Origin of the sequence: Nonomuraea sp. C10, assembly GCF_008017515.1 — a bacterium.
Classification (GTDB): Bacteria; Actinomycetota; Actinomycetes; order Streptosporangiales; family Streptosporangiaceae; genus Nonomuraea; species Nonomuraea ferruginea.
In genome coordinates, this window is record NZ_VPFF01000001.1 from 2,285,596 (window position 1) to 2,308,602 (window position 23,007).

The window sequence follows — 23,007 nt, forward strand, 5'->3', positions numbered from 1 at the left end:
ACTCTATAGAAGAGGATCTCTGAAAAGCGGCCAGTTCGCCGCAATTGCCGGCGAGCGTCCGTACGGCATGGCCTGGCCGGTGGTGAGCAGGTAACCAGGGTCAGCGCGACAGGTGCAGGAGGCACTCGTCGCGGTAACGCTCCGCGCGCGCCCGCAACCCCGACTGGTCCGCCAGCAAGGACCGGGACACCGAGGGCAGCACCGCGTGCCGCGCGGCGGCGAACACCCGCCCCACGTCGGCCGGCGTCGTTCCCTGGGCGCCCAGCCCCGGCGCCAGGATCGGGCCGTTGAGGCCGAGCGGGTCGCGCCCGGCGTTCGCGGCCCGTACCCCCTCGTAGATCTCCCCGGCATCGGCCTCGTCGGCTGATGCCGGTCAGTTGGTGAGGTTGAGTGGTGTGGTGATGACCAGTTCCCAGCCGGGTTCCGGGGCGGCGTCGTAGTCCAGCCACACGATCACCGGCCTGCCCCTGTCGTCCAGGGTCATCGCGAGGGTTTCGCCGGCGCCGCCGCGGATCCTGGCCACAGGAGTGCTCGTGCAACGGCCCCCGGTGCACGTCGCCAGCATGATCCGGGTCCCCTCGGCGTTCTGGAAGGCGACCAGGATCCGGCCCGCCCGGTCCAGGACCAGCGCCGGGGTGGCCAGGTCCGTGTCGCCGGCGTCCAGGGTGACGACGTCCGCCCGCGCGCAGTCAGGGGTGCGGCAGTCCAGGAGCTTGGCCGCACGGTCGCGTACGTCCCGGTACGCGATCACCGGGCGGCCGTCCGCCCGCACCGCCAGCGTGAGCCCGGTCTCCTGGCGCAGCCCGGCGTCGTCCCGCGCCGGATACGGCGGCACCGGCCTGGTCACGCGCGGTCGCCGGCAGCCCGCGTCCGCGCACGAGATGACGTGGATCTGGCCGGTGACGACGTCGAACCGGGCGGCCACCCGCCGGCCCCCGGGCCCCGCCGCGACCGCCAGGACGGGCGGGCCGTGCAGATACGCGGCCGGGGCCAGCCGCGCGGCCTCGGTCGGCTCCGGCCGGGAACAGGCCGCGTCCGCACAGGAGATGAGGGTGACGAGGTCGTCGCCGTCGTCCGCCCGCTCCCTGTCGGCGAAGGCCACGACCAGCCCGCCGTCCCGTCGTACCGCCATCGCCACCCCCGCGTGGAACGGCCGGTCGCGCGCCTCCGCGACGACCGCCCCGCCCGGGGCCGCCGCGCAGGCGAAGGTCCCGCAGTGTGACACCCTGAGCCGCGGCCCCGACCAGGTGGTCACCGCCATCCTGCCGTCCGGCAGCCGCGCGGCGGCGTACCCGTTCCTCGCCTTGTCGGAGAGATCCGCCACGTCGTCCGCCCAGGCGAGGCCGGCCCGCTCGCACGAAGGATCGCCGCACGTCAGCACGCCCCCGGCGGTGTACAACCCGTCCACCACCACCTTCAGCTCGCCGTCGTGACCGGCGTGCGCGCTCCGCAGCTCCCACGGCCGGAACGACAGCGTCCCGGCTCCCGATCCCCGGGCCTCGGAATCCTCGCCTCCGGACACCACCGTCTCGGTGACCTCTGTCCACCCGAACGGGTTGACCAGCACGATCCCGCCGAACAGCAGCCCCGGCGCCAGCACCACCGGCCACAGCGCCGCCCTGACCGGCCGCGCCGTCCCGGCCGGCACGCCGTGCTCCAGATCCTCGTCATGCGTCTCGGTGCGCCAGGCCACGCAGTGCAGGAACTGCCGCGCCACCACGGCCGCCTGGACCGGCGTCACGGCCAGCGCCAGGACCGTCCCGGCCACCGCCCACCCCGCCGTGGACAGCGGCCCCGGCAGCGGCGCCAGGGCATGTTCCGCCGCCCGCGCCACCGCCACGGGCACCACGACCACCCCGAGAGCCAGCGTGCAGGCCGTCGGCAGTTCCCGGTAGCGGACCAACCGGTAGGCGCGGACGACCGCGCCCGGCGCCGTGCACCCGTGCAGCATGACCGACGGCACGGCCAGCAGGCCGGGCATCGCCACCAGCCCCAGCACCACCATGACCACCGTGGCCGGCCATTCCCGGCCGGTCACCACCAGCACGCTGGACCCGGCGGCCACGATCGCCGTGTAGGCCACGAAGGCCAGCACGACCAGGAGGAACATGGCCGGGAACCGCCGCGCGGCCATCCGCAGCGCCACCACCGGCGGAACCCGCCGGCCCACCAGCAGCCCCGCCGCGAGCACCACGGTCGCCGGGAACACCACCGCCTGCGCGAGCACCACCAGCACTGCCAGTGTCACCGTCCAGGCCAGCAGTTCCCCGCCGGACGCCCCGATCAGGTCCAGCCGCCCGTCGACCACCGCCGCCGACCGGCCCGCCCACACCACCATCAGCAGCAGGACGAACCCGGACAGAGGCGCATGCACGAGCGCGCCGGGCACCGCGAGCGGCACCAGCCGCCGTACCCCGTCCAGAGAGCCCCGCCACAGCACCCCGGAGCCGCGCATCCGCTCCACCAGCTCGATGCGTGTCATGGGGGAACGGTGACAGAGGGCAGCCTCCGTCCACGTCTCATGTGTCGCGAACGGTCTGATTTCGCTCGGTAGCCCGCACCGTACAGGCGACGATATCCACACCGGTATGAAAGCCAGCCCAATACCACTATTGGACGGACCCGGCCGGTTTCTGATCTTCTTTTCGGCATGACACGACTGCGACTAGGGGTTCTGGCATCGGCCGTCGCCGTGCTGCTGGGCGGTCTCGCGCCCGGGGCGGGCGCCGCCACCGGCTCCGAACTGGACAAGACGCTGCGGGAACTGGAGAAGACCTACGACGGGCGTATCGGCGCGGTCGGCATCGACCTGGCGACCGGCAGGACAGTCGGCTACCGGGCCGGCGAGCGCTTCCCGTTCAACTCCAGCTTCAAGGTGTTCGCGTGCGCGGCGGTGCTGCACAAGGCGCGCACCAGCGCCCCCGGGCTGATGGACAAGGTGATCCGCTGGAAGCCCGCCGACATGGCCGAGCTGACCGGGAACTCCCCGGAGACCACCGAATACACCGACACCGGGATGACACCCGCCCAGCTGTGCCGCGCCGGCATCACCAAATCGGACGGCTTCGCGGGCAACACCCTGCTGAAGCAGATCGGCGGGCCGCCCGGCCTCACCCGGTTCTTCCGCGCCACCGGTGACCGGACCAGCCGCCTGGACCGTACGGAGCCCACGCTCACCCACTGGGCGCCCGGCGAGAAGCGCGACACCACCACCCCCGCGGCGGCCGCCCGGACCTTCGCCGAGCTGACCACCGGCAAGACCCTCCACGCGCAGGACCGGGCGCGGCTGGTCGGCTGGCTGAAGGCCAGTCTCACCGGGGCCAACCGGATCAAGGCGGGACTTCCCAAGGACTGGACGGTCGGCGACAAGACCGGCACCGGCGGCGCTAGCAACCACGGCACGGCCAACGACCTCGCGATCGTCTGGACACCCGGATCGAGCGCGCCGATCATCCTGTCGGTCTTCACCAACCGCAACGACGACGACACTCCGCACGACGACAAGGTGATCGCCTCCGCCGCGACCGCCCTGGCCAAGGCCCTCGGCAAGCTGTAACAGCCACCGGGCAGTCGCGACGCCGTCCCTGTCAGGGGGGCACAGTCCGTGCGGCAGCCCTTCGGAGAGACGTACGCGGGACAGCCGGTCACGCGCAGCCGGGGCGGGAACGCGCCGGGCGTGCTCACAATGCCCGCTCCGCCGCCTCCTGCTGCCGCAACAGCTCGGCGAGCTGGGCGACGTCGTCAGCGTCGATCGTCTGGCAGAGACCGTGTCGGATCTCGTGCTGCGACAGGCGTCGGCCGTTCCGGGTCGCCCACAGGCGTCCTGCGGAACTGCGCCACATGCACCAATCAGGAAAAGTCACCTGGAGGTCTTCGAGAATTACCGGTGTGGACATGCGGTAAGACTGCTTACTCAAGAGTGACGAATCCACCACGTTATTCAGGCGTCCGGGATGTGATGGCGTTACGCTCAGAACGTCCCTGGCGTCCTCCAGTCCGAGGTGTATCGCGACCAACGTCTCTCTACGCGCCGCCATGCTGAACGCCCAGGTCGCGAACCAGAGCTTGGCCGACCGGTGTGGAGTTGACGTCAAGACGGTCGAACGCTGGTTGCAGGACGAAGCTCGTATCCGCACCTGCGGCACCGGTGGGCCGCCGCAGAGGCACTAGGAGTTGAGGCAGCCGTGCTATGGCCAGACGCAATCCGCAACACAGTGAAAACGGGGCCGGACAAAGAAGTCTTGTCAGTTTATCCGTATCGCTCTGCATGCCCGAAATCGATTTGGCGCAATCTCATCAACGCGGCACGCAACGAGATCGTGTTCGCCGGTTACACGAATTACTTCCTGTGGCTGGAACATCCCAACCTGGCGAAGGCGCTCAAGCGGAAGGCTCAACAGGGCTGCAAGATCCGCTTCCTCGTCGGCGACCCGGAGAGTGACGTCACACGGAGCCGTGAGGAAGCGGAGAACGTCCCCTTGACCGTGTCCACACGCATCCGGATCACGCTGTCGGAGATCGAGCGGCTACGCGACGTCCCTGGGATCGAGGCCAGGTACGGCGACGAGCACATCGCCATGAGCGTGTTCCGGTTCGACTCCGAGATGCTTGTGACGCCTCACCTGGCCAAGCTGGTCGGACACGACTCGCCCATGCTGCACCTGAGACGTCATCAGGACGACGGCCTGTTCGATCGGTTCGCGTTCCACGCCTCGGAGCTGTGGAGCAGCGGCAGGGACGGGTGGGCTGACGGGGGCAAGGGGCGGGCGTGTGGGAAAGCGACGGGTGGTGTCAGGGGCTCAGGTGGTGGGCGCACTCGTCGCGGTAGCGTTCCGTACGGGCCCGTAGTCCGGTCTGGTCCGCCAGCAGGGACCGGGAGGCCGACGGCAGCACCGCGTGCCGTACGGTCGCGAACAAGCGTCCGACGTCGGCCGGAGTCGCTCCCTGGGCGCCCAGCCCCGGCGCCAGGATCGGGCCGTTGAGGCGGTCGAGCGGGTAGCCGGGGTCGGTCACCGTCGCGCCCACCACCACGCCCACCGAGCCGAGCGGGTCGCGACCGGCGTTCGCGGCACGTACCCCCTCGTAGATCTCCCCGGCCACCGCCTCCTGCAGGCGCGCGCCCTCGGGGTTGGAGGTGCGGGCGAGGACGAACACGCCCGCGTCGGCGGCCAGCGCCGAGGTGATCGCGCCCGCCAGGCTGCCGAACCCGAGATAAGGGCTGAGCGTGACCGCGTCGGCCGCCAGCGGGCTGCCCCGGTCGAGGTAGGCCTCGGCGTAGGCGGCCATGGTGGCGCCGACGTCGCCGCGCTTGACGTCGAGCAGCACCAGCGGGCCGGCGTCGCGCAGGTCGGCGACGGTGCGCTCCAGCACCGCGACGCCCCGGCTGCCCCAGCGCTCGTAGAAGGCCGACTGCGGCTTGACCACGGCGGCCAGGTCGCTCACCGCGTCGACCACACCCCGGCTGAAGTGCTCAAGACCGGCGGGGGAGTCGTCCAGCCCCCACGCGTGCAGCAGCTCGGGACTGGGGTCCAGCCCCACGCAGAGCGGTCCGTACTTGTCGATCCTGGCTCGTAACCGTGTTCCGAACGACTCGGTCATCACACGCCCCCTTCGTGAAGTCGCATGGGCAGTCTTCCCGAGCGGGCGCTCCGGGTAAAGCGACGAACATGTACGAGATCGCTCGCCGCACGCTGACGTTGCGCACCGAGCCCCCTCGGGAGGTGGTCGCCGCCATCGGCATGCCGTACGCGGAGGCCGGGGGAGACTGGTCCTGCCCGTACCGGATCGACGGGCTGGCCGGCTGGGAGCACGAGCGGAAGGCCACGGGCGCCGAATCCCTGCAGGCAGTGGAGCTGGCGATGGCGATGGTGCGGGCGGCGCTGGCGGGCTCGCACGAATCCAGGGAGGGCCTGCTCGCCTCGGAGGAGGAGCCGGGCGGCAGACGTCCGTGCACCGTCTACACCAGCTGGGACCGCTACCACAACATCGCCTATATATCGATGAAGCATGAGATCGTGGCGGGCGAGGCGGCGCGGCAGGTGGTCGCCGACGGCGTGGTGCTCGACTTCGGCGGCGGCGGCGAGCTGCTGGGCGTGGAGCTGTCCGACGCCGAGACCCTGATGCCGGCGCAGATGCGGCTGTAGGCCGCCGCTCGACCGATCCGCTGTGCTAATACGAATTAGTTCTTGACCGCGCAGTGCGTGCGGTCGCACAATGTCGCACTAATGCGCATTAGCAACGGAACGGGTGACGGACTGTGACGAGTTCGGGGCGGCGTCTGACGCAGCAGGACATCGCGCGGATGGCCGGGGTGAGCCAGACCACGGTGTCCCTGGTGCTCAACGGAAAGGCCGAGAGCGAGGTGCGGATCTCGCCCGAGACCCGCGACCGGGTGCTCCAGGTGATCCGCGACACCGGCTACGTGGCCGACCCGGCGGCGCGCCGGCTGGCCGAGCGGCGCAACCGCATCTACGGCGTGTTCACCTACGAGGCGGTCTTCCCCGCCGAGAGCGCCGACTTCTACCACCCGTTCCTGGTCGGCATCGAGGAGTGCGCCGAGGAGGCGGGCTGCGACCTGCTGCTGTTCACCAGCGCCAAGGCGGCGCAGGGGGAGCGGCGGCGGATCTTCAGCGCGGAGAGCCGGATCCGGCTGGCCGACGGCTGCGTGCTGCTCGGCCGCACCGTCGACCGCGACGACCTGGCCAGGCTGCTGGCCGAGCGCATCCCGTTCGTCTCGGTCGGCCGCCGCGACGACGCGGGCGGGCCCGTGCCGTACGTGGGCGCCGAGTATCCGCCGGCGGTGCGCGCGCTGGTCGCGCGGGCCGCCGCGCTCGGGCACCGGCGGATGGCCTACGTCGGCGTGGGCCGGGGCGCGGAGTCGTACGCCGACCGGCTGCGCGGCTTCATCGCGGGCGTCGCGGAGACCGGCGCGGAGGGCCTGCACCTGACCACCACCGCCGGCCTGTTCGAGTCCGGCGCGACCGTGGTGTTCGCCGAGGAGCTGGCCGACGGCGCGGCCATCGCCGAAGCGGCCCTGGCCCGGGGCCTGGACGTGCCGCGCGACCTGTCGATCGTCGCGCTCGGCGCGCCCACCAGGCCGGTCTCCACCGACATCGACTTCACCGGGTTCCGCATCCCCCGGCGCGAGATGGGCCGCAGGGCCGTCGAGCTGCTCACCCGGGTGCTGGAACGCGGCGGAAACCCGCAGGAACTGCTGGCGTGCGAGCTCGTCGACGGATCGACGCTGGCGCCCGTCCCCGACGAAAGGTGATCCCCCACGTGGTTGAGATATCGGCAGACGCGCTCGTCGTGGGCGGCGGGCTGGGCGGCGTGGCCGCCGCCCTCGCCCTGCTGCGGGCGGGCCGCTCGGTGGTGCTCACCGAGGAGTACGACTGGCTGGGCGGCCAGCTCACCAGCCAGGCGGTGCCGCCGGACGAGCACACCTGGGTGGAGCGGTTCGGCGTCACCGCCAGCTATCGGGCGCTGCGCGACGGCATCCGCCGCTACTACCGCGACCACTACCCGCTGACCGAGCGGGCGCGGGCGTGGGGCGAGCTGAACCCCGGCGCCGGCCACGTCAGCAGGCTCTGCCACGAGCCCAGGGTCGCGGTCGCGGTCATCGAGGCCATGCTCGCCCAGTACCGCGGGTCGGGCAGGCTGCGCGTGCTGCAGCCGTACCGCCCGGTGGCGGCCGAGACCGACGGCGACCGCGTGACGGCGGTGCGGCTCGCGCACCGAGACGGCGGCGGCGAGATCACCGCGACCGCCGCGTACGTGCTGGACGCCACCGAGACCGGCGAGCTGCTGCCGCTGGCCGGGGTCGAGTACGTCACCGGGTTCGAGTCGCAGGCCGAGACGGGCGAGCCGAGCGCGCCGCAGGAGGCCCAGCCGCTCAACATGCAGGCCGTGTCCGTGTGCTTCGCGATGGACCACGTGGACGGCGACCACACCGTCGACCGGCCGGCCTCGTACGACTTCTGGCGGTCCTACCAGCCGTCGTTCTGGGGCGACAAGCTGCTGTCGTGGCGCTGCCCCAGCCCGCGCACGCTGGAGATCGTGGAGCGTTCCTTCACCCCCAACCCCGGCGACGACCCCCGGCTGGTGGAGGCCGACCAGCGGGTCAACCCCGGCGACGCCAACCTGTGGACCTTCCGCAGGATCGCCGCCCGCGACAACTTCCTGCCCGGCGCGTACGAGAGCGACATCACGCTGGTCAACTGGCCGATGATCGACTATCTCGAAGGCCCCGTCATCGACGTGCCGGACGCCGGCCGGCACCTGGCGGCGGCCCGCGAGCTGTCCCTGTCGGTGCTCTACTGGCTGCAGACGGAGGCGCCCCGCCACGACGGCGGCACCGGCTACCCCGGCCTGCGCCCGCGCGGCGACGTGACCGGCGGCGCCGACGGCCTGGCCATGGCCCCCTACATCCGCGAGTCCCGGCGCATCCGGGCCCTCACCACCGTCACCGAGCAGGACCTGTCCGCGGCGGTGCGCGGCGACAAGGGCGCCGTCTCCTACCCCGACTCTGTGGGCGTCGGCATGTACCGCATCGACCTGCACCCCTCGACCGGCGGCGACAACTACATCGACGTCGCCTGCTCCCCGTTCGAGATCCCCCTCGGCGCGCTCATCCCGCGGCGGACGGTCAACCTGCTGCCCGCCTGCAAGAACATCGGCACCACGCACATCACCAACGGCGCCTACCGCCTGCACCCGGTGGAGTGGAACGTCGGCGAGGCCGCCGGCGCGCTCGCCGCGTTCTGCCTGGACCACGCCACCACCCCGCACGCCGTGCGGGAGGACGAGCGGCTCCTGGCCGACTACCAGCACCGCCTCACCCGCGACGGGGTGGAGCTGCGCTGGCCCGACGTCACCGGATACTGACGAAGGAGAACCCCCCTATGAAGACGAAGCTGGCCGCCCTCACGCTGAGCGCCCTGCTCACGGTCACCGCCTGCGGCGGCGGAGGCGGCGACGCGCCGGCCGCGCAGGGCCCGCAGCCGCTCCGGATGACGATCTGGACCTCGAACGAGGCCCATCTCAAGCTGTTCAAGGAGATCGCCGACGACTACCGCAAGACCCGCCCGGAGACCGGCGAGATCACCTTCGACCCGCTGCCGTTCGAGAACTACACGACCACGCTCACCACCCAGATCGCCGGCGGCAACCCGCCCGACCTGGCCTGGATCCTGGAGAACTCGGCCCCCGACTTCGTCGGCTCAGGCGCGCTCGTCCCGCTCAAGAGCAAGATCCAGAACCCGGGCGAGCTGGTCCCCGCCGCGACCAAGCTGTGGGAGAAGGACGGCGAGCTGTTCGCCTACCCGTTCTCCACCTCGCCGTTCGGCGTGTTCGTCAACACCGACCTGGTCAAGGCCGCCGGCCAGAAGACGCCCCAGGAGCTGATCAAGGCGGGCCAGTGGGACTGGGAGCACGCCAACGAGATCAACAAGGCGGTGGCCGCCAAGGGCAAGCACGGCCTGACCATCTGGGACTTCGACTACAAGGGCTGGGACAACCTGGCCACCATCTGGCGCGGCTGGGGCGCCACCGCCTACAGCGAGGACGGCACCGCCTGCCGGTTCAACAGCCCCGAGATGGTCGAGGCGATGACGTTCCTGCACACGATGATCTTCAAGGACAAGGCCATGCCCGCCCCCGGCACCGTCGCCGACTTCTTCGCCGGCGACGCCGCCATGGTCGTCGCGCAGATCTCGCGCGCCGCCATGCTGGAGGACGGCGAGTTCGGCTGGGACCTGGTGCCGCTGCCCGCGGGGCCCAAGGGTCAGTACGCGGTCATCGGGCAGGCCGGGATCGGCGTGCTGAAGAAGTCGCCCAACGCCGAAGCGGCCGCCGACTTCCTCGCCTTCTTCACCGACGAGGCGAACTCCGCCAAGCTCGCCGCCTACTTCCCGCCCGCCCGCGACTCCCTGCTCACCGCCGAGACCATGGCCAAGACCAGCCCGCTGCTCAAGCCCGAGCAGCTCCAGGAGGTCGTGATCGACGGCATCGAGACCGGCGTCGTCAAGCCGAGCCACACCGGCCAGGCCGAGCTGGCGCAGACCGTCCGGGCCTCGCTCGACGCGCTGTGGGTGGCCGACGCCGACGTCAAGACCGTGCTGGATGGCGTGTGCGCGAAGATCCAGCCCATGCTCGGCGCGTGACATGACCGCGACGGACATCGGCGACCGGGTGGCGGGTCACGCCGCCGCCCGGCGCCGCCCCTTCTGGACCATCCCGCGCCGCGACGCCCTCGTCGGCTACCTGCTCGTCTCGCCGCAGCTCGCCGGCAGTGTCCTGTTCGTGCTGCTGCCGCTCGGCCTCGTCGTCTGGTACAGCCTCCAGGAGTGGAACGTGCTGGCCGGCACGTTCGAGTTCGTCGGCGGCCGGAACTACGAGAAGCTGCTCGCCGACCCCAACATGGGCGCGGTCCTGACCAGCACCGCGCTGTTCTCGGTCGGCCTGGTCGTGCTCAACCTCGCCCTCGCGCTCACCCTGGCCATCCTGCTCAACCAGAAGCTCGCCGGCACCACGTTCTTCCGCACCCTGTTCTTCTCGCCGGTGCTGGTGTCGCTGGTCGCCTGGACCATCGTCTGGCAGTTCCTGCTCCAGGGCGAGGGCGGCGTCAACGGGCTGCTCGCCGTCACCGGGGTCGACGGGCCCAACTGGCTGCGCGGCGAGGGCACCGCGCTGCTGTCGGTCGTCGTCGTCCAGGTGATCAAGAACGTCGGCCTCAACATGGTGCTCTTCCTGGCCGCGCTGCAGGGCGTGCCCAGGCAGCTCTATGAGGCCGCGCACCTCGACGGGGCCGGCGCGTGGACCCGCTTCCGCCGCGTGACGGTGCCGCTGATCAGCCCGACCATCCTGCTCACCTCGATCATCACCGTGGTCGGGTCGCTGCAGGTGTTCGCCCAGATCGCGGTGCTCACCCAGGGCGGGCCCGGCATGTCGACCACGGTCCTCGTCTACTACCTCTACCAGCAGGCCTTCCAGTTCCGGCACTTCGGGTACGGGGCGACGCTGTCGGTCCTGCTGTTCCTGATCGTCGCCGTGCTGACGCTGGTGCAGTGGCGGATGCGCCGGAAGTGGGTCTTCCATGAGTCGTAGGGTCAAGCTCGCGTTGTACGGGGCGCTGTGCGCGCTGTGCGTGCCGTTCGTCTTCCCGACCTGGTGGATGGTCACCTCGTCGGTCAAGCCGATCAGCGACATCTTCTCCTTCCCGCCGTCGCTTCTGCCCGGCCGGTGGGACTTCTCCTCGTACGGGCGGGTGTTCGAGCTGCAGCCGTTCGCCCAGCAGTACTGGAACAGCCTCTACATCGCGGCCGTCGTCACCGTGGGCACGATGGCGGTCGCCGCCATGGCCGGCTACGCCTTCGCCCGCATCCGCTTCCCCGGGCAGAACGCGCTGTTCGTGGTCGTGCTGGTCGGGCTGCTCATCCCGAGCGAGGTGACGATCGTCCCGTTGTTCCAGATGTTCCACACCGCCGGTCTGACCGACACGCACTGGCCGCTGATCCTGGTGCCCATCCTGGGCGCGCCGAGCGTGCTGGCCACGTTCATCATGCGGCAGTTCTTCATCGCGCTGCCCGGCGAGCTGGAGGAGGCGGCCCGCGTCGACGGGCTCGGCCGGTTCGGCACCTTCGCCAGGGTCGCGCTGCCGCTGGCCCGGCCCGCGCTCGGCGCCGTCGCCATCTTCACCTTCCTGCACTCGTGGAACCTCTACCTCGAACCCATCGTCTACCTGTCCACGCCCGCCAACTTCACGCTCCCGCAGGCGCTCACCCAGTTCGTCGACGCCTACGGCGGGCCCATGTGGAACGTGCAGCTCGCCGCGGCCAGCATGACGGCGCTGCCCGTCCTGGTGGTGTTCGTGCTGGCGCAGCGCCAGTTCATCGAAGGGCTGGCGCACACCGGGCTGAAAGGCTGACCACGTCATGCGCCCGCCCTGTCCTGCGCCGCCATCACCTCCTCGGCGTGCTCGAACGCCCACGCGCCGAGCGCGCCGATCGGCCCGACGAGGCTCCGGCCCAGGTCCGTCAGCTCGTACTCGACGCGGGGCGGCGCCTCGGCGTAGGCCCGGCGGTGGACCAGGCCGTTGAACTCCAGGCGGCGCAGCGTCTCGGTGAGCACCTTCTGGCTGATGCCGCCGATCTGGACGCGCAGGTCGGCCGGGCGGCGGGGGCCGTGGCGCAGCGACCACAGGACGACCGCGTTCCAGGTGTTGGCCAGCAGGTCGAACGCGAGCCTGGCCTGGCAGTCGGCGAGGAACAACGCGGCCTCCGTAAGGCACCGGATGGTGCGTATCGGGCTTTCTAGGGTCTCTCCTACATGTACCAGCACGTGGAGGAGTGACATGCGGATCGGGATCCTGGGAGCGGGGAACATGGCCGGCGCCCTCGGCGCCCAGTGGACGAGGGCCGGGCACGAGATCATGGTGAGCGGGCGCGACCCGGCCAGGGCGTCGGCCCTGGCCGCGACGACGGGCGCCCGGGCGGGGACGTTCCGGGAGGCGGCCGGGTTCGGGGACGTCGCCGTGGTGGCGGTCCTGGCCGAGGCGGTGCCCGCGGTGCTCGCCGAGGCCGGGGACGCGGCGCGGGGGAAGCCGGTGATCGACGTCACCAACGACGTGGGACCGCACGGTTTCCGGCCCGTCGCCCGCGAGATCGCCCGGCTGAGCGGCGGGCACGTGGTCAAGGCCTTCAACCTGTGTCACGTGGACGTGTGGCGGATGACGCCGCCCGTCTTCGGCGGGCGCCCGCTCGCCGTGCCGCTCTGCGGCGACGACCCGGACGCGCTCGCGCTCGCCCGCGGGCTGGCCGAGGACCTGGGGTGCGCACCGGTCGACGGCGGCGGGCTCGGCCGGGCCGAGCTGCTGGAGGCGACGGCCGCGTTCATGATCGGCCTCTGGTCCGGCGGCGCCGACGCCCAGGCGGTGCTGCCGCCCCTGGAACACTCCGGCGCCCACCCGCCCGCCTGACGGGCCCCGGGTACGACTCCTGGTGTACACGCGATGACGACCGGCGGCGGATGTCCGCGGGGGCGGGGGCCGCGATCCTGGTGATCTCGTACGAGGTCGAAGGAGAAACCAGTGGTCACCCAGGTCGTGCAGCGCAGCGGATATCTGACGGCGTTCCGGGCGGCGGCGCTGCTCAACGCGGCGGCGGTGCTCTTCCAGGCCGTCACGGCCGGCCAGATGCTCGGCGGCGCGGGGCCGGGCATGCACGGGGCGGGCTCGGGGGCCGTCCACGTGCTCGGCCTGGTCCTGCTGGTCACGGCTGTCCTGTTGTGGCGGCCGGGGCGCGGCGCGGGCTGGCCGGCTCTGGTCAGCCTGGTGGCGCTGCTGCTCGGGTTCGTGCAGACCATGCTGGGCGGTTCCGGCCAGGTGCTGGTCCACGTCCCGCTCGGGGCGGCGCTGTTCGGGGTCAGCGTGTGGCTCGTGACCTGGTCGTGGCGGCCCTAGCGGCCGGGTCCCGATGCCTGGCCAGGTGGTCGGCCCTGCGGATCGGCTCGGGCAGCCGGTAGCGCGGCGTCAGGGCCAGCACCTGGCCGGTCGCCGTCTCCAGCGAGATGCGGTGCCCCTGCGACACGTACACCGGCTTGACGCCGTCACGGGTGCGCAGGGCACGTCCGACCACGACGCCGTCCAGCTCGATGGGCGACCACGCGCCGCGCTCCGGGGGCGGCGGCTCGTGCGCGCCCACGAAGGGGGTCTTGCCGACGCCCAGCGCCGGCAGGCCCGTCAGCACGCCCACGTGGCAGGCCAGGCCGAAGCCGCGCGGATGCGCCAGCCCGTACCCGTCGCACACCAGCAGGTCCGGCGTGACGGTGAGCCGCTCCAGCGCCTCCACCAGCGCGGGCAGCTCGCGGAAGGCGAACAGGCCCGGCACGTAAGGGAAGGCCGCCTTGCCGTTCACCACCACCTGCTCCACCACGGACAGCGTGGCCGCGTCCAGCACCACCACGGCGGCGGACAGGTCGTCGTCCCCGTGGTAGTGCACGTCCAGGCCCGCGACCGTGGCGAACCGGTCCGGGCCGGTCAGCTCGACGCGCGGGCGGAGCAGCTCCTGGACGGCCTCCGCCTCGGCGACGCTCTCCGGCCAGGGATGAAGAAGATCGACACGCACCCGGTCAACCTACGCCGGGCCACTTCTATACCGATACAAGATTAAGCAAAGGCCCAGATGGTGAAACTTCTGTAGTGTCGGAAGTCATGAGCGATGTCCTGGTGCTGATCGGCCCTGGACTGGCCGCGGACGAGGCCCTCCTGGGCGAGATCGCCGAACGCGAGTTCGTTTCCCTGGGCGTGCGCGGGGTCATCACCCGCGTCCGCGACCCCGACGACGTCCGGGCCCGCACCCGCCGCCGCCATCCGGGCTCGGGCGGCGGGCAGGGGGAGCGGCACAACTCGGCCGGCCACGCGGTCGTCATCCTGCCGGGACCCGGCGAGCTGCGGACCCTGATGGCCGAGCCGCTCGGGCCCGTCACCTGGCTGGACATCTGGCGGGCGGACGGCGTCGAGGTGGCCGAGGACGCCACCCACCTCCACGGCCGCGGCCTCGCCGGCCTCCGGTGGGCCGTCCGCCACGCGGTCCACCGCATCAGACACCCCCACGTCCGCATCCCGTACGGCCCGCATCGAGACCAGTGGGGCCACCTCTACCTCCCGTCAGCGCGCGACGCGGGGCCCGCGCGTGCGGTTCCGGAGGGTGATGTCCCTTCCGGGGATCCCTCGCCGGCCGGCGACGTGGGGTCCGCGATCCCGGTCGCGGAAGGTGATGCCGCTTCGGGGGAGCATGGGGTCCCCCTGCTGCCCCGCAGGCGTGCCGCGGTGCTGGGGGTTCGTGCAGGGGAGGTGGCCGGGGGTCCGTCGCCGGTGGTGGTGCTGGTGCACGGCGGATACTGGCGGTCCGTCTGGGCGGCCGACCTCATGGAGGCGCTCTGCGCCGATCTGACCGCCCGCGGGTTCGCCGTCTGGAACCTCGAGTACCGCCGCCCCGACCTGCACGGCTGGGACGCCACCACCGCCGACGTGGCCGCCGGGGTGGAGGCGCTCACCCGCCTGGACGCGCCGCTCGACCTGGGACGGCTGGCGGTCGCGGGACACTCGGCCGGGGGCCAGCTCGCGCTGCGGGCCGCCGCCGACGGTGCCGGGGTGGCGCTGGCCGTGTCCCTGGCCGGGGTGCTCGACCTGGTCGAGGGCGACCGGCGCTGGGTCGGCACGGGCGCCGTGGCCGCCGCGCTCGGCGTCACCACCTGGGACGACCTCCCCGAGCGGGAACGCTCCACCGCCGAACGCGTCTACGGCGGGGCGTCGCCGCTGGTACGGGTGCCGATCAAGGTGCGGCAGCTGATCGTGCAGGGCTCCGGCGACGACCTGGACCTGGTGGACTTCGGCCGACGGTACGCGCGCGCCGCGGCGAACGCCGGAGACGAGGTGACCTATCTGGAAATGGTGGGTGACCACTTCGCCGTCATCGACCCCCGCACCCCCATCTGGGAAGCCACCGCCCACGCCATCGCCGAAGCGCTCCACTAGCTCTGGACATCACGCGGCCTCGCCCGTACGAAGGAGTGATGGAGGTCACGATCGTCGGCGCGGGGCTCGTCGGGTGCCTGCTCGCCTGCTTCCTCGCCCGCCGCGGACACGAGGTCACCCTGTACGAGCGACGCCCGGACCCGAGAAGGGCCGGGGCCGACGGCGGCAGGTCCATCAACCTGGCGATCTCCGAGCGGGGCGTCGACGCGCTGCGCCGGCTGGGCCTGGACCGGGAGGTGCTCGGAGCCGCGATCCCGATGCCGGGCCGGATGATGCACGCCCTCGACGGCGAGCTCACCTTCCAGCCCTACAGCGCCGACCGCGGGCACGCGATCAACTCCATCGGCCGCGCCGAGCTCAACAGGATCCTGCTGGACGCGGCCACCGCCATGCCGGGGGTCAAGGTGCTGTTCGAGCACCGGCTGACCGGGCTGGACGAGCGGACCGGCAGGCTGGAGTTCGGCTCGGGCGCCACCGCCCGCGCGCGGATGGTGATCGGCGCCGACGGCGCCCACAGCGCGGTCAGGGCCCGGTTGCAGGCCCTGCCGGGCGTCGACTTCAGGCAGGAGTACCTCGACTACGGCTACAAGGAGCTGACCATCCCGCCCAGGGACGGCGCGTACGCCATGGAGCCGGGGGCGCTGCACATCTGGCCGCGCGGCCGCGCCATGATGATCGCCCTGCCGAACCCCGACCGGTCGTTCACCTGCACCCTGTTCTGGCCGCACGACGACCTGGCCGCCCTCGACACCCCGCAACGGATCAGGGCGCGCTTCGCCGGTGAGTATCCGGACGCGTTCGAGCTGATGCCCGGCCTGGTCGAGCACTACCAGGCCAATCCCGTCGGCCACCTCGTCACCATGCGCTGCAGCCCCTGGCACGTGACCACCGGCGAGGTGACGGCGGGGCTGATCGGCGACGCCGCGCACGCCATCGTCCCCTTCTACGGCCAGGGCGCCAACTGCGGCTTCGAGGACTGCGTCGAGCTCGACCGGTGCCTCGACGAGACGGGCGACGACTTCGCCGCGGCGCTGGAGCTGTTCGAGCGGCGCAAGGCCGACACCGACGTGATCGCCCGGCTGGCGCTGGACAACTTCGTGGAGATGCGCGACAAGGTCAGCTCCCGCCTGTTCCTGGCCGGCAAGCGGCTGGAGCACGCGCTCGAGCGGGCGCTGCCCGGCCGGTACGCGTCCCGCTACGAGCTGGTGTCGTTCTCCACGACCCCGTACTCCGAGGTGGAGCGGCGCGTCACCCGCCAGCGCCGCTGGGCCGCCGCCGCCGGACTGGCCGCCGCCATCCTGGCGGCCGGACTCACCCGTACGGCGCGCCGCAGGTGAGGCGACCCTGACGGCCCCGGCCACCGCGAGCCCGTACGGCGCGCGGCAGGTGAGGCGATCCTGACAGCCCCGGCCACCGCGTGAGGACGGACGCCGCCTAGCATGTCCGGGTGATCGTGGGAGAGGTGCTCGGCCTGCTCGCCGTCGGCGCGTTCGCCGGCGTGGTCAGCACCGTGGTGAGCCTCGCCTCGATCGTGTCCTATCCGGCGCTGCTCGCGTTCGGGCTGCCGCCGCTCACCGCCAACGTCACCAACACGGTCGCGCTGCTGTTCACCGGCCTCGGCGCGGCCTTCGGCTCGCGGCCCGAGCTGGCCGGGCAGGGGCCGCGGGTGCTCAGGCTGGGCTGGCTGACCATGCTCGGCGGCGCGACGGGCGCCTTCCTGCTGCTGGTCACCCCGTCCGAGACGTTCGAGCAGATCGCCCCGTGGCTGATCGGCCTGGCCTCGCTGCTGCTGATCCGCCCGCCCCGGGGAGAGCTCGACAGCGAGCACGGGCCGCTCATGCGCTGCGCGCTGTTCGCCGTCGCGATCTACGTCGGCTACTTCGGGGCGGCGGGCGGCATCCTCATGCTGGCGGTCCTGTCGTCGATGCTGGAGGGCAGCCCGGCCAAGCTGAACGCGCTGAAGAACGTGCTGTCCGGGATGGCCAACGCGGTCGCCGCCACCGGCTTCGCGGTGTTCGGGCCGGTCGACTGGGGCGCGGCGGTCCCGCTGGCCCTGGGGTTCCTGCTCGGCGGCTGGTTCGGCCCCAAGATCGCCCGGCGTCTTCCCGGCCAGAGCCTCCGCTACCTCGCCGCCGCCTGCGGCCTGGCGGTCGCGGTGAAGCTCGGCTACGACGCGTACACGAGCTGACCGCCGTTCAGACGAGCCCGGCGAAGCGGCGGGCCACCTCCCGCCAGATCGGCGCGGAGACCGGCTCGTCCGCCACCGCCCGCGCGTACACCTCGTCCGGGTCGAACCCGTCGGCCCGCCACTCCCTGATCCGAGCCGGCGGCACCTCCGGGTGGAACTGCACCCCCCACGCCCGGCCGCCCACCCGGAACGCCTGGTACGGGCAGCGCGCGGTCTCCGCCAGCCACACCGCGCCGGGCGGCAGCGCGGTGATGGCGTCGACGTGGTGCTCGATGGCCGGCACCACGCCGGGCAGGTCGTGGAAGAGCGGGTCATCGGCGGCCTCCGGCCGGATGGTGACCGGCAGGCTGCCGTTCTCGGGGGCGCCCGCGTCGGCGGTCACCTCGCCGCCCGCCACCTCGGCGATCATCTGCCCGCCCAGGCAGATGCCGAACAGCGGCACCTCCGCCGCCAGCGCCTCGGCCACCAGCTTGCGGGTCGGCGCCAGCCACGGCGCCCGGTCGTCGTCGCCCGGCAGGTAGCCGCCGCCCAGCATGATCATGGCGTCGTGCCGCAGCCGGTCGGGCACCGGCTCGCCGTCGTAGGCGTGCACCACGTCCAGCCGCAGCCCCGCCTCCTCCAGCCAGCCGCCCCACCGGCCCGGGCCGCCGCTCCGGCTGTTCTGCACCACCAGGACGTCACGCATCGCGGGCCTCCGCCATCGAGCCGAGCATCAGTTCGTCCACGTCCCCGGCCCGGCCGAGCCCGAAGCCGCCGGAATGACGGCTCACGGAAGGTTCGCCGCCCTCGCGGTGTGGCGCAGCAGCAGCGCCGTGGTCACCGGCCCCACGCCGCCCGGCACCGGGGTGAGGGCCCCGGCCCTGGCCGACACCGGCTCGAAGTCGACGTCGCCGGCCAGGCCGCCGTCGTCGGTGGGGTTGGTGCCGACGTCGATGACGACCGCGCCAGGGGCCACGTGATCGGCGCCGATCAGCCCCGCCCGGCCCACGGCCGCGACCAGCACGTCGGCGGCGGCGGTGACGGAGGCCAGGTCGTGGGTGCGCGAATGGCACACCGTCACCGTGGCGTGCCGGTCGAGCAGCAGGTGGGCCAGCGGCTTGCCGACCACCGTGGAGCGGCCCACCACCACCGCGCGCCTGCCCTTCAGCTCGACGCCGTAATGGTCGAGCAGCGCCATCACCGCCGCCGCCGTGGCGGGCGCGAACGCGGGCAGCCCGGCGGCCAGCCTGCCCAGCGAGAGCGGGTTGGCGCCGTCGACGTCCTTGCGCGGGTCGATGGCCCCGGCCAGCTCCTGCGCCGAGGCGCCCGGCGGCAGCGGCGTCTGCAGCATCAGGCCGTGCACGCCGCCGTCCCCGCTGAGCCTGACGAGGCTCTCGCGGATCTGCCCGGGGCTCGCGGCGGGGCCGAGGTCCACGATGTCGGCCGCGATGCCCACCCCGGCCGCCGCCTTGGCGATCGAGCGCACGTACCACAGGCTCGCCTCGTCGTCGGTCGCCACCACCACGGCCAGCCGCGGCTGCGGCCCGGCCGCCACCTCGGCGGCCGTCTGCGCCCTGATCGCCTGCGCCAGCTCCTTGCCGGTCAGCTTCCTCACGCGCCCGCCCTCTCGCCCGCCAGTGTCCTCAACTCCCGTCCGTTTCCCTGCGCCAGTCCTACGGCGCGAAGGGGTCGCTCACGTCTTCAGACCGGTGCGTACCTCGGCCGTCACCCGCTCGGCGCGGGCGGCGGCGGAGTCGACCTCGGCCAGGCGCGACAGCAGCGCGCCGCGGGTGCCCTCGTCGGTGATGCCGCCCAGGTTGACCTCGACGTTCACCCGGGCCGTGGTCAGCGCGGCACGCGCCGCCTCGGCCGCCGCCGCGACGTCGGTGAGCAGGTTGCGGTTGCCGATCGGCAGCAGCGCCTCGCAGAGCTCCACCAGCCGGTACGCCGTCTCGGCCACCCGCGCGGGCGGCTCGGCCGCGCCGGCCAGCGCGCGGGCGATGGAGAGGCTGCGCTCCTCGCCCTTGGGCAGCCGGTAGGCGTCGCTCACCGCGGTGAACGCCGCCGCGTCGGCCTCCGCCAGGTCCAGCGCCCGCGCCCGCAGCTCGTCGGTCTCGCCGATCACGGCGTAGACGACCGCCGCGTGCTCGGCGTACTTCTCGCCGGTGGAGTAGCGGGCCACCATGCCCAGCAGCGCCGCGGCCTGCGCCGCGTGCAGGGCCGCGGTGGCGCCCCCGCCCGGCGCGGGCACCTTGCCGGCGAGCTCGGACAGGAAGGCGGCGATGGTGGTGTCACGCATGCCAGGCATTCTGCCAGCCCCGTGCCTCCGGCCGGTCAGTCGCGGCGCATCGGGCGGGTGGCGTCGTCCCCGCGCCACGGCTCACCGGCGTACGGGTCGCGCTCGGCGGCGGGCGGCGGGCCGGAAGGACCGGCGGGGCCGGAGTAGGCATGTGGACCGGGGGCGTAGTAGGGCGCGGGCTGGCCGTCCGTCCTGGGCCGGCCGCGCCACCGCGACGGGAACGCCGACGCCGCCAGCAGCAGCACGCCGAGAAGCAGCAGGAACCCCAGGTAACCGGCGTTCATGTAGCCCCTGGCCAGGGGCAGCGGCAGCCAGTTCGTCGGCAGCAGGCGCGTGCCGCCCAGCTCCAGGATCGGCAGCAGGCCCAGCACCGTGTACTGCAGCCCGCCCAGCAGCGACGCGACGGGGGACAGCCGCGACCCCACCAGGAACGCCAGCCCGATCGCGGTGACCACCAGCACCCCGATCGCCGCCCAGGAGACGGCGAAGAACCGCTGGGCGGAGAGGGTGATCTCGCCCGTGCCGTACAGCAGGCCGACCAGAATCAACGACGGGAGGAACAGGCCGGCGACGAACCCGAGCACGTGACGAACACCGTTGGTCATGACATTCCCCGTTGTTCGGTTGGCCCCCCAAGCTACCGCGTGGATTCCCGCACGACGAGGTCGGGCTGGAACATGATCTGCTGGTGGGCGTGCGTGTCGGGGTTGTCGCACTCGTCGAGCAGCAGCTCGGTGGCCGCCCGCCCGAGCTGGTAGGTCGGCTGCCTGATCGAGCTGAGCGACACGGTCGAGGCCGAGGCGAAGTCGATGTCGTCGTACCCGATGAGCGACACCTCCTCCGGCACCCGCACCCCCGCCTGCAGCAGCCCGCGCAGCACGCCCAGCGCCAGCAGGTCGTTGGCGCAGAACAGCGCGTCCGGCAGCACGTCCTGGGCCAGCAGCTTCTCGGCGGCCTGCTGCCCGGCGGCGGCGGTCATCGCCGGCATGGCCACCTCGCGCAGGTCGCGCGGGTCGCGCCCGGCGGCGGCCAGCGCTCGCTCGGCGCCGCGCCGCCGGTCCTGGCACTGGCGCATGGCGGCCGGCCCGGTGACGTAGGCGACCCGGTCGGCGCCGCCCGCCAGCAGGTGCTCGACGGCCATCGCCCCGCCCGTCACGTCGTTGACCGCGACCGCGCACTGGTCGGGCCGCTCGGCCGGGTGGTCGACGAGCACCACGCTGATGCCGCGCTCGCGCAGCCGGTCGAGCCGGATCGGGTCCTGGTCGGAAGGGGTGATGAGCACCCCGCGCACCCGCTGCTCGGCGAAGACGAGCAGGTTGCGCTCCTCCTTGACCCGGCTGCCCGAGGAGTTGCCCAGGATGACGGCGTAGCCGCGCTCGCTGGCCAGGTCCTCGACCCCGGCGGCCACGTCGGTGAAGAACGGGTTGCCGATGTCGATCACGGACAGGCCGATGGTGCGGCTGTGGCCGGCGCGCAGCGTGGACGCCGAGCCGTGCCGGACGAAGCCCAGCTCCTTGATCGCGTTCTCCACCCGGTCGCGGGTGGCCCCGGCGACCTTCTCGGGCCGGTTGAGCACGTTGGAGACGGTGCCGGGCGACACCCCCGCCAGGGCCGCGACATCCTTGATGGACGGGCTCGGCCGGGTTGCCCCGGCCGGCGTCTCGTCCCAACCGTCGATACTCATCCGCGTTCCCGTGGTTCGTAGGTGCGCACGCCCGCGCTGCGCCGGACCAGCTCCCGCATCTCGGCCAGGCCGCCGACCAGGCCGCGCGCGCGAGCCTGCACCAGCGCGTTGCCGAGCGCGGCCGCCTCGACGGGACCGGCCACGACCGGCAGCCCGGTCGCGTCGGCGGTGAGCCGGCACAGCAGCGTGTTCAGCGACCCGCCGCCCACCAGGTGGACGACCTCGACCGGCCGGCCGCTCAGCCGGACGGCGTCGGCGATCGCCCGCTGGTAGGCGAGGGCGAGGCTCTGCAGGATGCATCGTACGACCTGCGCGCGCCCCTCCGGCGCCGGCTGCCCCGTGCGGGCGCAGTAGGCGGCGATCCTGGCCGGCATGTCGCCCGGCGGCAGGAACGACGGATCGTCCGGGTCGACGACCGTGTCCGTGCGCGCGGTCTCCGCCTCGGCCAGCAGCGGCTCCAGGGGCGGGCCGCCCCAGGCGCGCAGGCACTCCTGGAGGATCCACAGGCCCATGACGTTGCGCAGGTAGCGGGTGGTGCCGTCGATCCCGGCCTCGTTGGTGAAGTTGGCCAGGCGGCTCTCCTCGGTGAGCACGGGCGCGGGCAGCTCGACGCCGACCAGCGACCAGGTGCCGCAGGAGACGTAGGCGAAGCGGTCGGTCCCGGCGGGCACGGCCACCACGGCCGAGGCGGTGTCGTGGGAGGCGACCTTGACCACTTCCGTGCGGTAGCCGACCTCTTCCGCCACGTCCTCCCGCAACGGGGAAGCGCTTTCCAGAAAGTCCGCGAAGCTCGGGAAAATCCGCCTGGGCAGCCCCAGCTTGTCGATCAGCTCCCAGGCCCACTCCCGCCCGCTCACGTCGTACAGGGCGGTGGTGGAGGCGTTGGTCCGCTCGGCCCCGATGGTCCCGGTCAGCCAGTAGCCGAGCAGGTCCGGGATCAGCAGCATGGTCTCGGCCCGGTCGAGCGGCTCGCAGAGCAGCTGGTTGACGGTGTTGAAGGGCAGGAACTGCATCCCCGTCACCTCGTACGGGTCCACCCGCTCGGTGAAGCGGGCGGTGCGCGCGTCGCGGTAGTGCACCGGGTTGCCGATCAGCCTGCCGTCGCCGTCGAGCAGCCCGTAGTCCACCGCCCACGAGTCGACCCCGACGGACTCGGCCGGGCCAGCCTCGCGCAGCCCGTCGAGCACCCCCTGGTAGAGGGAGAGGATGTCCCAGTGCAGGGTTCCCCCCACCCGTACGGGCCGGTTGGGGAAACGGTGCACCTCCTCCAGCTCGATCCGTCCGCCGGACACGCCGGCGCTCATCACCCGCCCGCTGGAGGCGCC

Annotated in this window: 24 protein-coding genes; 12 read left to right on the forward strand and 12 right to left on the reverse strand. The window is 72.7% G+C overall.

The window, feature by feature from the left end; translation table 11 throughout:
• Positions 1-100: 100 nt before the first annotated feature.
• Together FR742_RS45695 and FR742_RS10250 are read right to left on the reverse strand one after the other, a co-directional pair.
• Positions 101-235, reverse strand: a complete 135-nt coding sequence (locus tag FR742_RS45695) for a hypothetical protein (protein ID WP_261808460.1) — start codon at positions 233-235, stop codon at positions 101-103.
• Positions 236-373: 138 nt separating this feature from the next.
• Positions 374-2,482, reverse strand: a complete 2,109-nt coding sequence (locus FR742_RS10250) for a hypothetical protein (protein WP_148030732.1) — start codon at positions 2,480-2,482, stop codon at positions 374-376.
• Positions 2,483-2,650: 168 nt separating this feature from the next.
• Between FR742_RS10250 and bla the strand changes: the two genes are divergently transcribed.
• Positions 2,651-3,556 carry a class A beta-lactamase gene (bla, locus tag FR742_RS10255; protein ID WP_148030733.1) on the forward strand — a complete coding sequence of 302 codons (906 nt, stop codon included), beginning with the start codon at positions 2,651-2,653 and terminating at the stop codon, positions 3,554-3,556.
• A gap of 124 nt (positions 3,557-3,680) precedes the next feature.
• Here the strand turns inward: bla and FR742_RS10260 are convergent, their stop codons facing one another.
• Entirely contained in the window at positions 3,681-3,896 is a 216-nt protein-coding gene (locus tag FR742_RS10260) for a hypothetical protein (protein ID WP_148030734.1), read from the reverse strand.
• Between the two features lie 895 nt (positions 3,897-4,791).
• The gene (gene pyrF, locus FR742_RS10270; RefSeq protein WP_148030735.1) at positions 4,792-5,598 is read right to left on the reverse strand and encodes an orotidine-5'-phosphate decarboxylase; all 807 of its coding nucleotides are present in this window, start codon (positions 5,596-5,598) and stop codon (positions 4,792-4,794) included.
• Between the two features lie 68 nt (positions 5,599-5,666).
• On the opposite strand from pyrF, the gene FR742_RS10275 reads away from it, so the two are divergent.
• The 6 genes from FR742_RS10275 (at position 5,667) to FR742_RS10300 (ending at position 11,923) form a co-directional block, all read left to right on the forward strand.
• Positions 5,667-6,143, forward strand: coding sequence for a DUF6968 family protein (locus FR742_RS10275; protein WP_148030736.1), 477 nt, complete (start codon positions 5,667-5,669; stop codon positions 6,141-6,143).
• 113 nt (positions 6,144-6,256) lie between these two features.
• Positions 6,257-7,270 carry a LacI family DNA-binding transcriptional regulator gene (locus FR742_RS10280; RefSeq protein WP_148030737.1) on the forward strand — a complete coding sequence of 338 codons (1,014 nt, stop codon included), beginning with the start codon at positions 6,257-6,259 and terminating at the stop codon, positions 7,268-7,270.
• A gap of 8 nt (positions 7,271-7,278) precedes the next feature.
• Positions 7,279-8,883: an FAD-dependent oxidoreductase gene (locus tag FR742_RS10285; protein WP_222708882.1), complete on the forward strand. Its 1,605-nt coding sequence runs from the start codon at positions 7,279-7,281 to the stop codon at positions 8,881-8,883.
• 17 nt (positions 8,884-8,900) lie between these two features.
• Positions 8,901-10,160: a sugar ABC transporter substrate-binding protein gene (locus tag FR742_RS10290; protein WP_148030738.1), complete on the forward strand. Its 1,260-nt coding sequence runs from the start codon at positions 8,901-8,903 to the stop codon at positions 10,158-10,160.
• 1 nt (position 10,161) lies between these two features.
• Positions 10,162-11,103 (forward strand): carbohydrate ABC transporter permease, encoded by a 942-nt coding sequence (locus FR742_RS10295; RefSeq protein WP_148030739.1) that lies wholly within the window; start codon positions 10,162-10,164, stop codon positions 11,101-11,103.
• Complete coding sequence (locus tag FR742_RS10300; protein ID WP_148030740.1) at positions 11,093-11,923, forward strand: carbohydrate ABC transporter permease; 831 nt, start codon at positions 11,093-11,095, stop codon at positions 11,921-11,923. Before FR742_RS10295 ends, FR742_RS10300 begins: the two co-directional genes overlap by 11 nt.
• A 5-nt stretch (positions 11,924-11,928) precedes the next feature.
• On the opposite strand, the gene FR742_RS10305 is transcribed toward FR742_RS10300, so the two are convergent.
• Positions 11,929-12,267 carry a helix-turn-helix domain-containing protein gene (locus tag FR742_RS10305; protein WP_261808461.1) on the reverse strand — a complete coding sequence of 113 codons (339 nt, stop codon included), beginning with the start codon at positions 12,265-12,267 and terminating at the stop codon, positions 11,929-11,931.
• An 82-nt stretch (positions 12,268-12,349) separates the two neighbouring features.
• Here FR742_RS10305 and FR742_RS10310 point away from each other — a divergent pair, with 82 nt between their 5' ends.
• Together FR742_RS10310 and FR742_RS10315 are read left to right on the forward strand one after the other, a co-directional pair.
• Positions 12,350-12,973, forward strand: a complete 624-nt coding sequence (locus FR742_RS10310) for an NADPH-dependent F420 reductase (protein WP_148030742.1) — start codon at positions 12,350-12,352, stop codon at positions 12,971-12,973.
• Between the two features lie 111 nt (positions 12,974-13,084).
• The gene (locus FR742_RS10315; RefSeq protein ID WP_148030743.1) at positions 13,085-13,456 is read left to right on the forward strand and encodes a hypothetical protein; all 372 of its coding nucleotides are present in this window, start codon (positions 13,085-13,087) and stop codon (positions 13,454-13,456) included.
• Here the strand turns inward: FR742_RS10315 and FR742_RS10320 are convergent.
• The gene (locus tag FR742_RS10320; RefSeq protein ID WP_148030744.1) at positions 13,419-14,120 is read right to left on the reverse strand and encodes an endonuclease V; all 702 of its coding nucleotides are present in this window, start codon (positions 14,118-14,120) and stop codon (positions 13,419-13,421) included. The genes FR742_RS10315 and FR742_RS10320 overlap by 38 nt on opposite strands.
• Positions 14,121-14,206: 86 nt before the next feature.
• Between FR742_RS10320 and FR742_RS10325 the strand changes: the two genes are divergently transcribed.
• The 3 genes from FR742_RS10325 (at position 14,207) to FR742_RS10335 (ending at position 17,720) form a co-directional block, all read left to right on the forward strand.
• The gene (locus FR742_RS10325) at positions 14,207-15,532 is read left to right on the forward strand and encodes an alpha/beta hydrolase (protein ID WP_222708883.1); all 1,326 of its coding nucleotides are present in this window, start codon (positions 14,207-14,209) and stop codon (positions 15,530-15,532) included.
• A 38-nt stretch (positions 15,533-15,570) separates the two neighbouring features.
• Complete coding sequence (locus FR742_RS10330) at positions 15,571-16,869, forward strand: NAD(P)/FAD-dependent oxidoreductase (RefSeq protein ID WP_148030745.1); 1,299 nt, start codon at positions 15,571-15,573, stop codon at positions 16,867-16,869.
• Between the two features lie 110 nt (positions 16,870-16,979).
• Positions 16,980-17,720: a sulfite exporter TauE/SafE family protein gene (locus FR742_RS10335; protein WP_261808462.1), complete on the forward strand. Its 741-nt coding sequence runs from the start codon at positions 16,980-16,982 to the stop codon at positions 17,718-17,720.
• 7 nt (positions 17,721-17,727) lie between these two features.
• Here the strand turns inward: FR742_RS10335 and FR742_RS10340 are convergent, their stop codons facing one another.
• The 6 genes from FR742_RS10340 to FR742_RS10365 all read right to left on the reverse strand — a co-directional run bounded on the left by FR742_RS10340 (position 17,728) and on the right by FR742_RS10365 (position 22,986).
• Positions 17,728-18,405: a type 1 glutamine amidotransferase gene (locus FR742_RS10340; protein ID WP_148030746.1), complete on the reverse strand. Its 678-nt coding sequence runs from the start codon at positions 18,403-18,405 to the stop codon at positions 17,728-17,730.
• An 81-nt stretch (positions 18,406-18,486) separates the two neighbouring features.
• On the reverse strand, positions 18,487-19,314 hold the full coding sequence (locus tag FR742_RS10345) for a bifunctional 5,10-methylenetetrahydrofolate dehydrogenase/5,10-methenyltetrahydrofolate cyclohydrolase (protein WP_148030747.1): 828 nt from the start codon (positions 19,312-19,314) through the stop codon (positions 18,487-18,489).
• 78 nt (positions 19,315-19,392) lie between these two features.
• The gene (locus FR742_RS10350; protein WP_148030748.1) at positions 19,393-19,998 is read right to left on the reverse strand and encodes a cyclodeaminase/cyclohydrolase family protein; all 606 of its coding nucleotides are present in this window, start codon (positions 19,996-19,998) and stop codon (positions 19,393-19,395) included.
• A gap of 35 nt (positions 19,999-20,033) precedes the next feature.
• Complete coding sequence (locus FR742_RS10355) at positions 20,034-20,603, reverse strand: hypothetical protein (RefSeq protein WP_148030749.1); 570 nt, start codon at positions 20,601-20,603, stop codon at positions 20,034-20,036.
• A 32-nt stretch (positions 20,604-20,635) separates the two neighbouring features.
• Entirely contained in the window at positions 20,636-21,682 is a 1,047-nt protein-coding gene (locus FR742_RS10360) for a LacI family DNA-binding transcriptional regulator (protein WP_148030750.1), read from the reverse strand.
• Positions 21,679-22,986: a rhamnulokinase family protein gene (locus FR742_RS10365; RefSeq protein ID WP_261808850.1), complete on the reverse strand. Its 1,308-nt coding sequence runs from the start codon at positions 22,984-22,986 to the stop codon at positions 21,679-21,681. Before FR742_RS10365 ends, FR742_RS10360 begins: the two co-directional genes overlap by 4 nt.
• Positions 22,987-23,007: the final 21 nt, after the last annotated feature.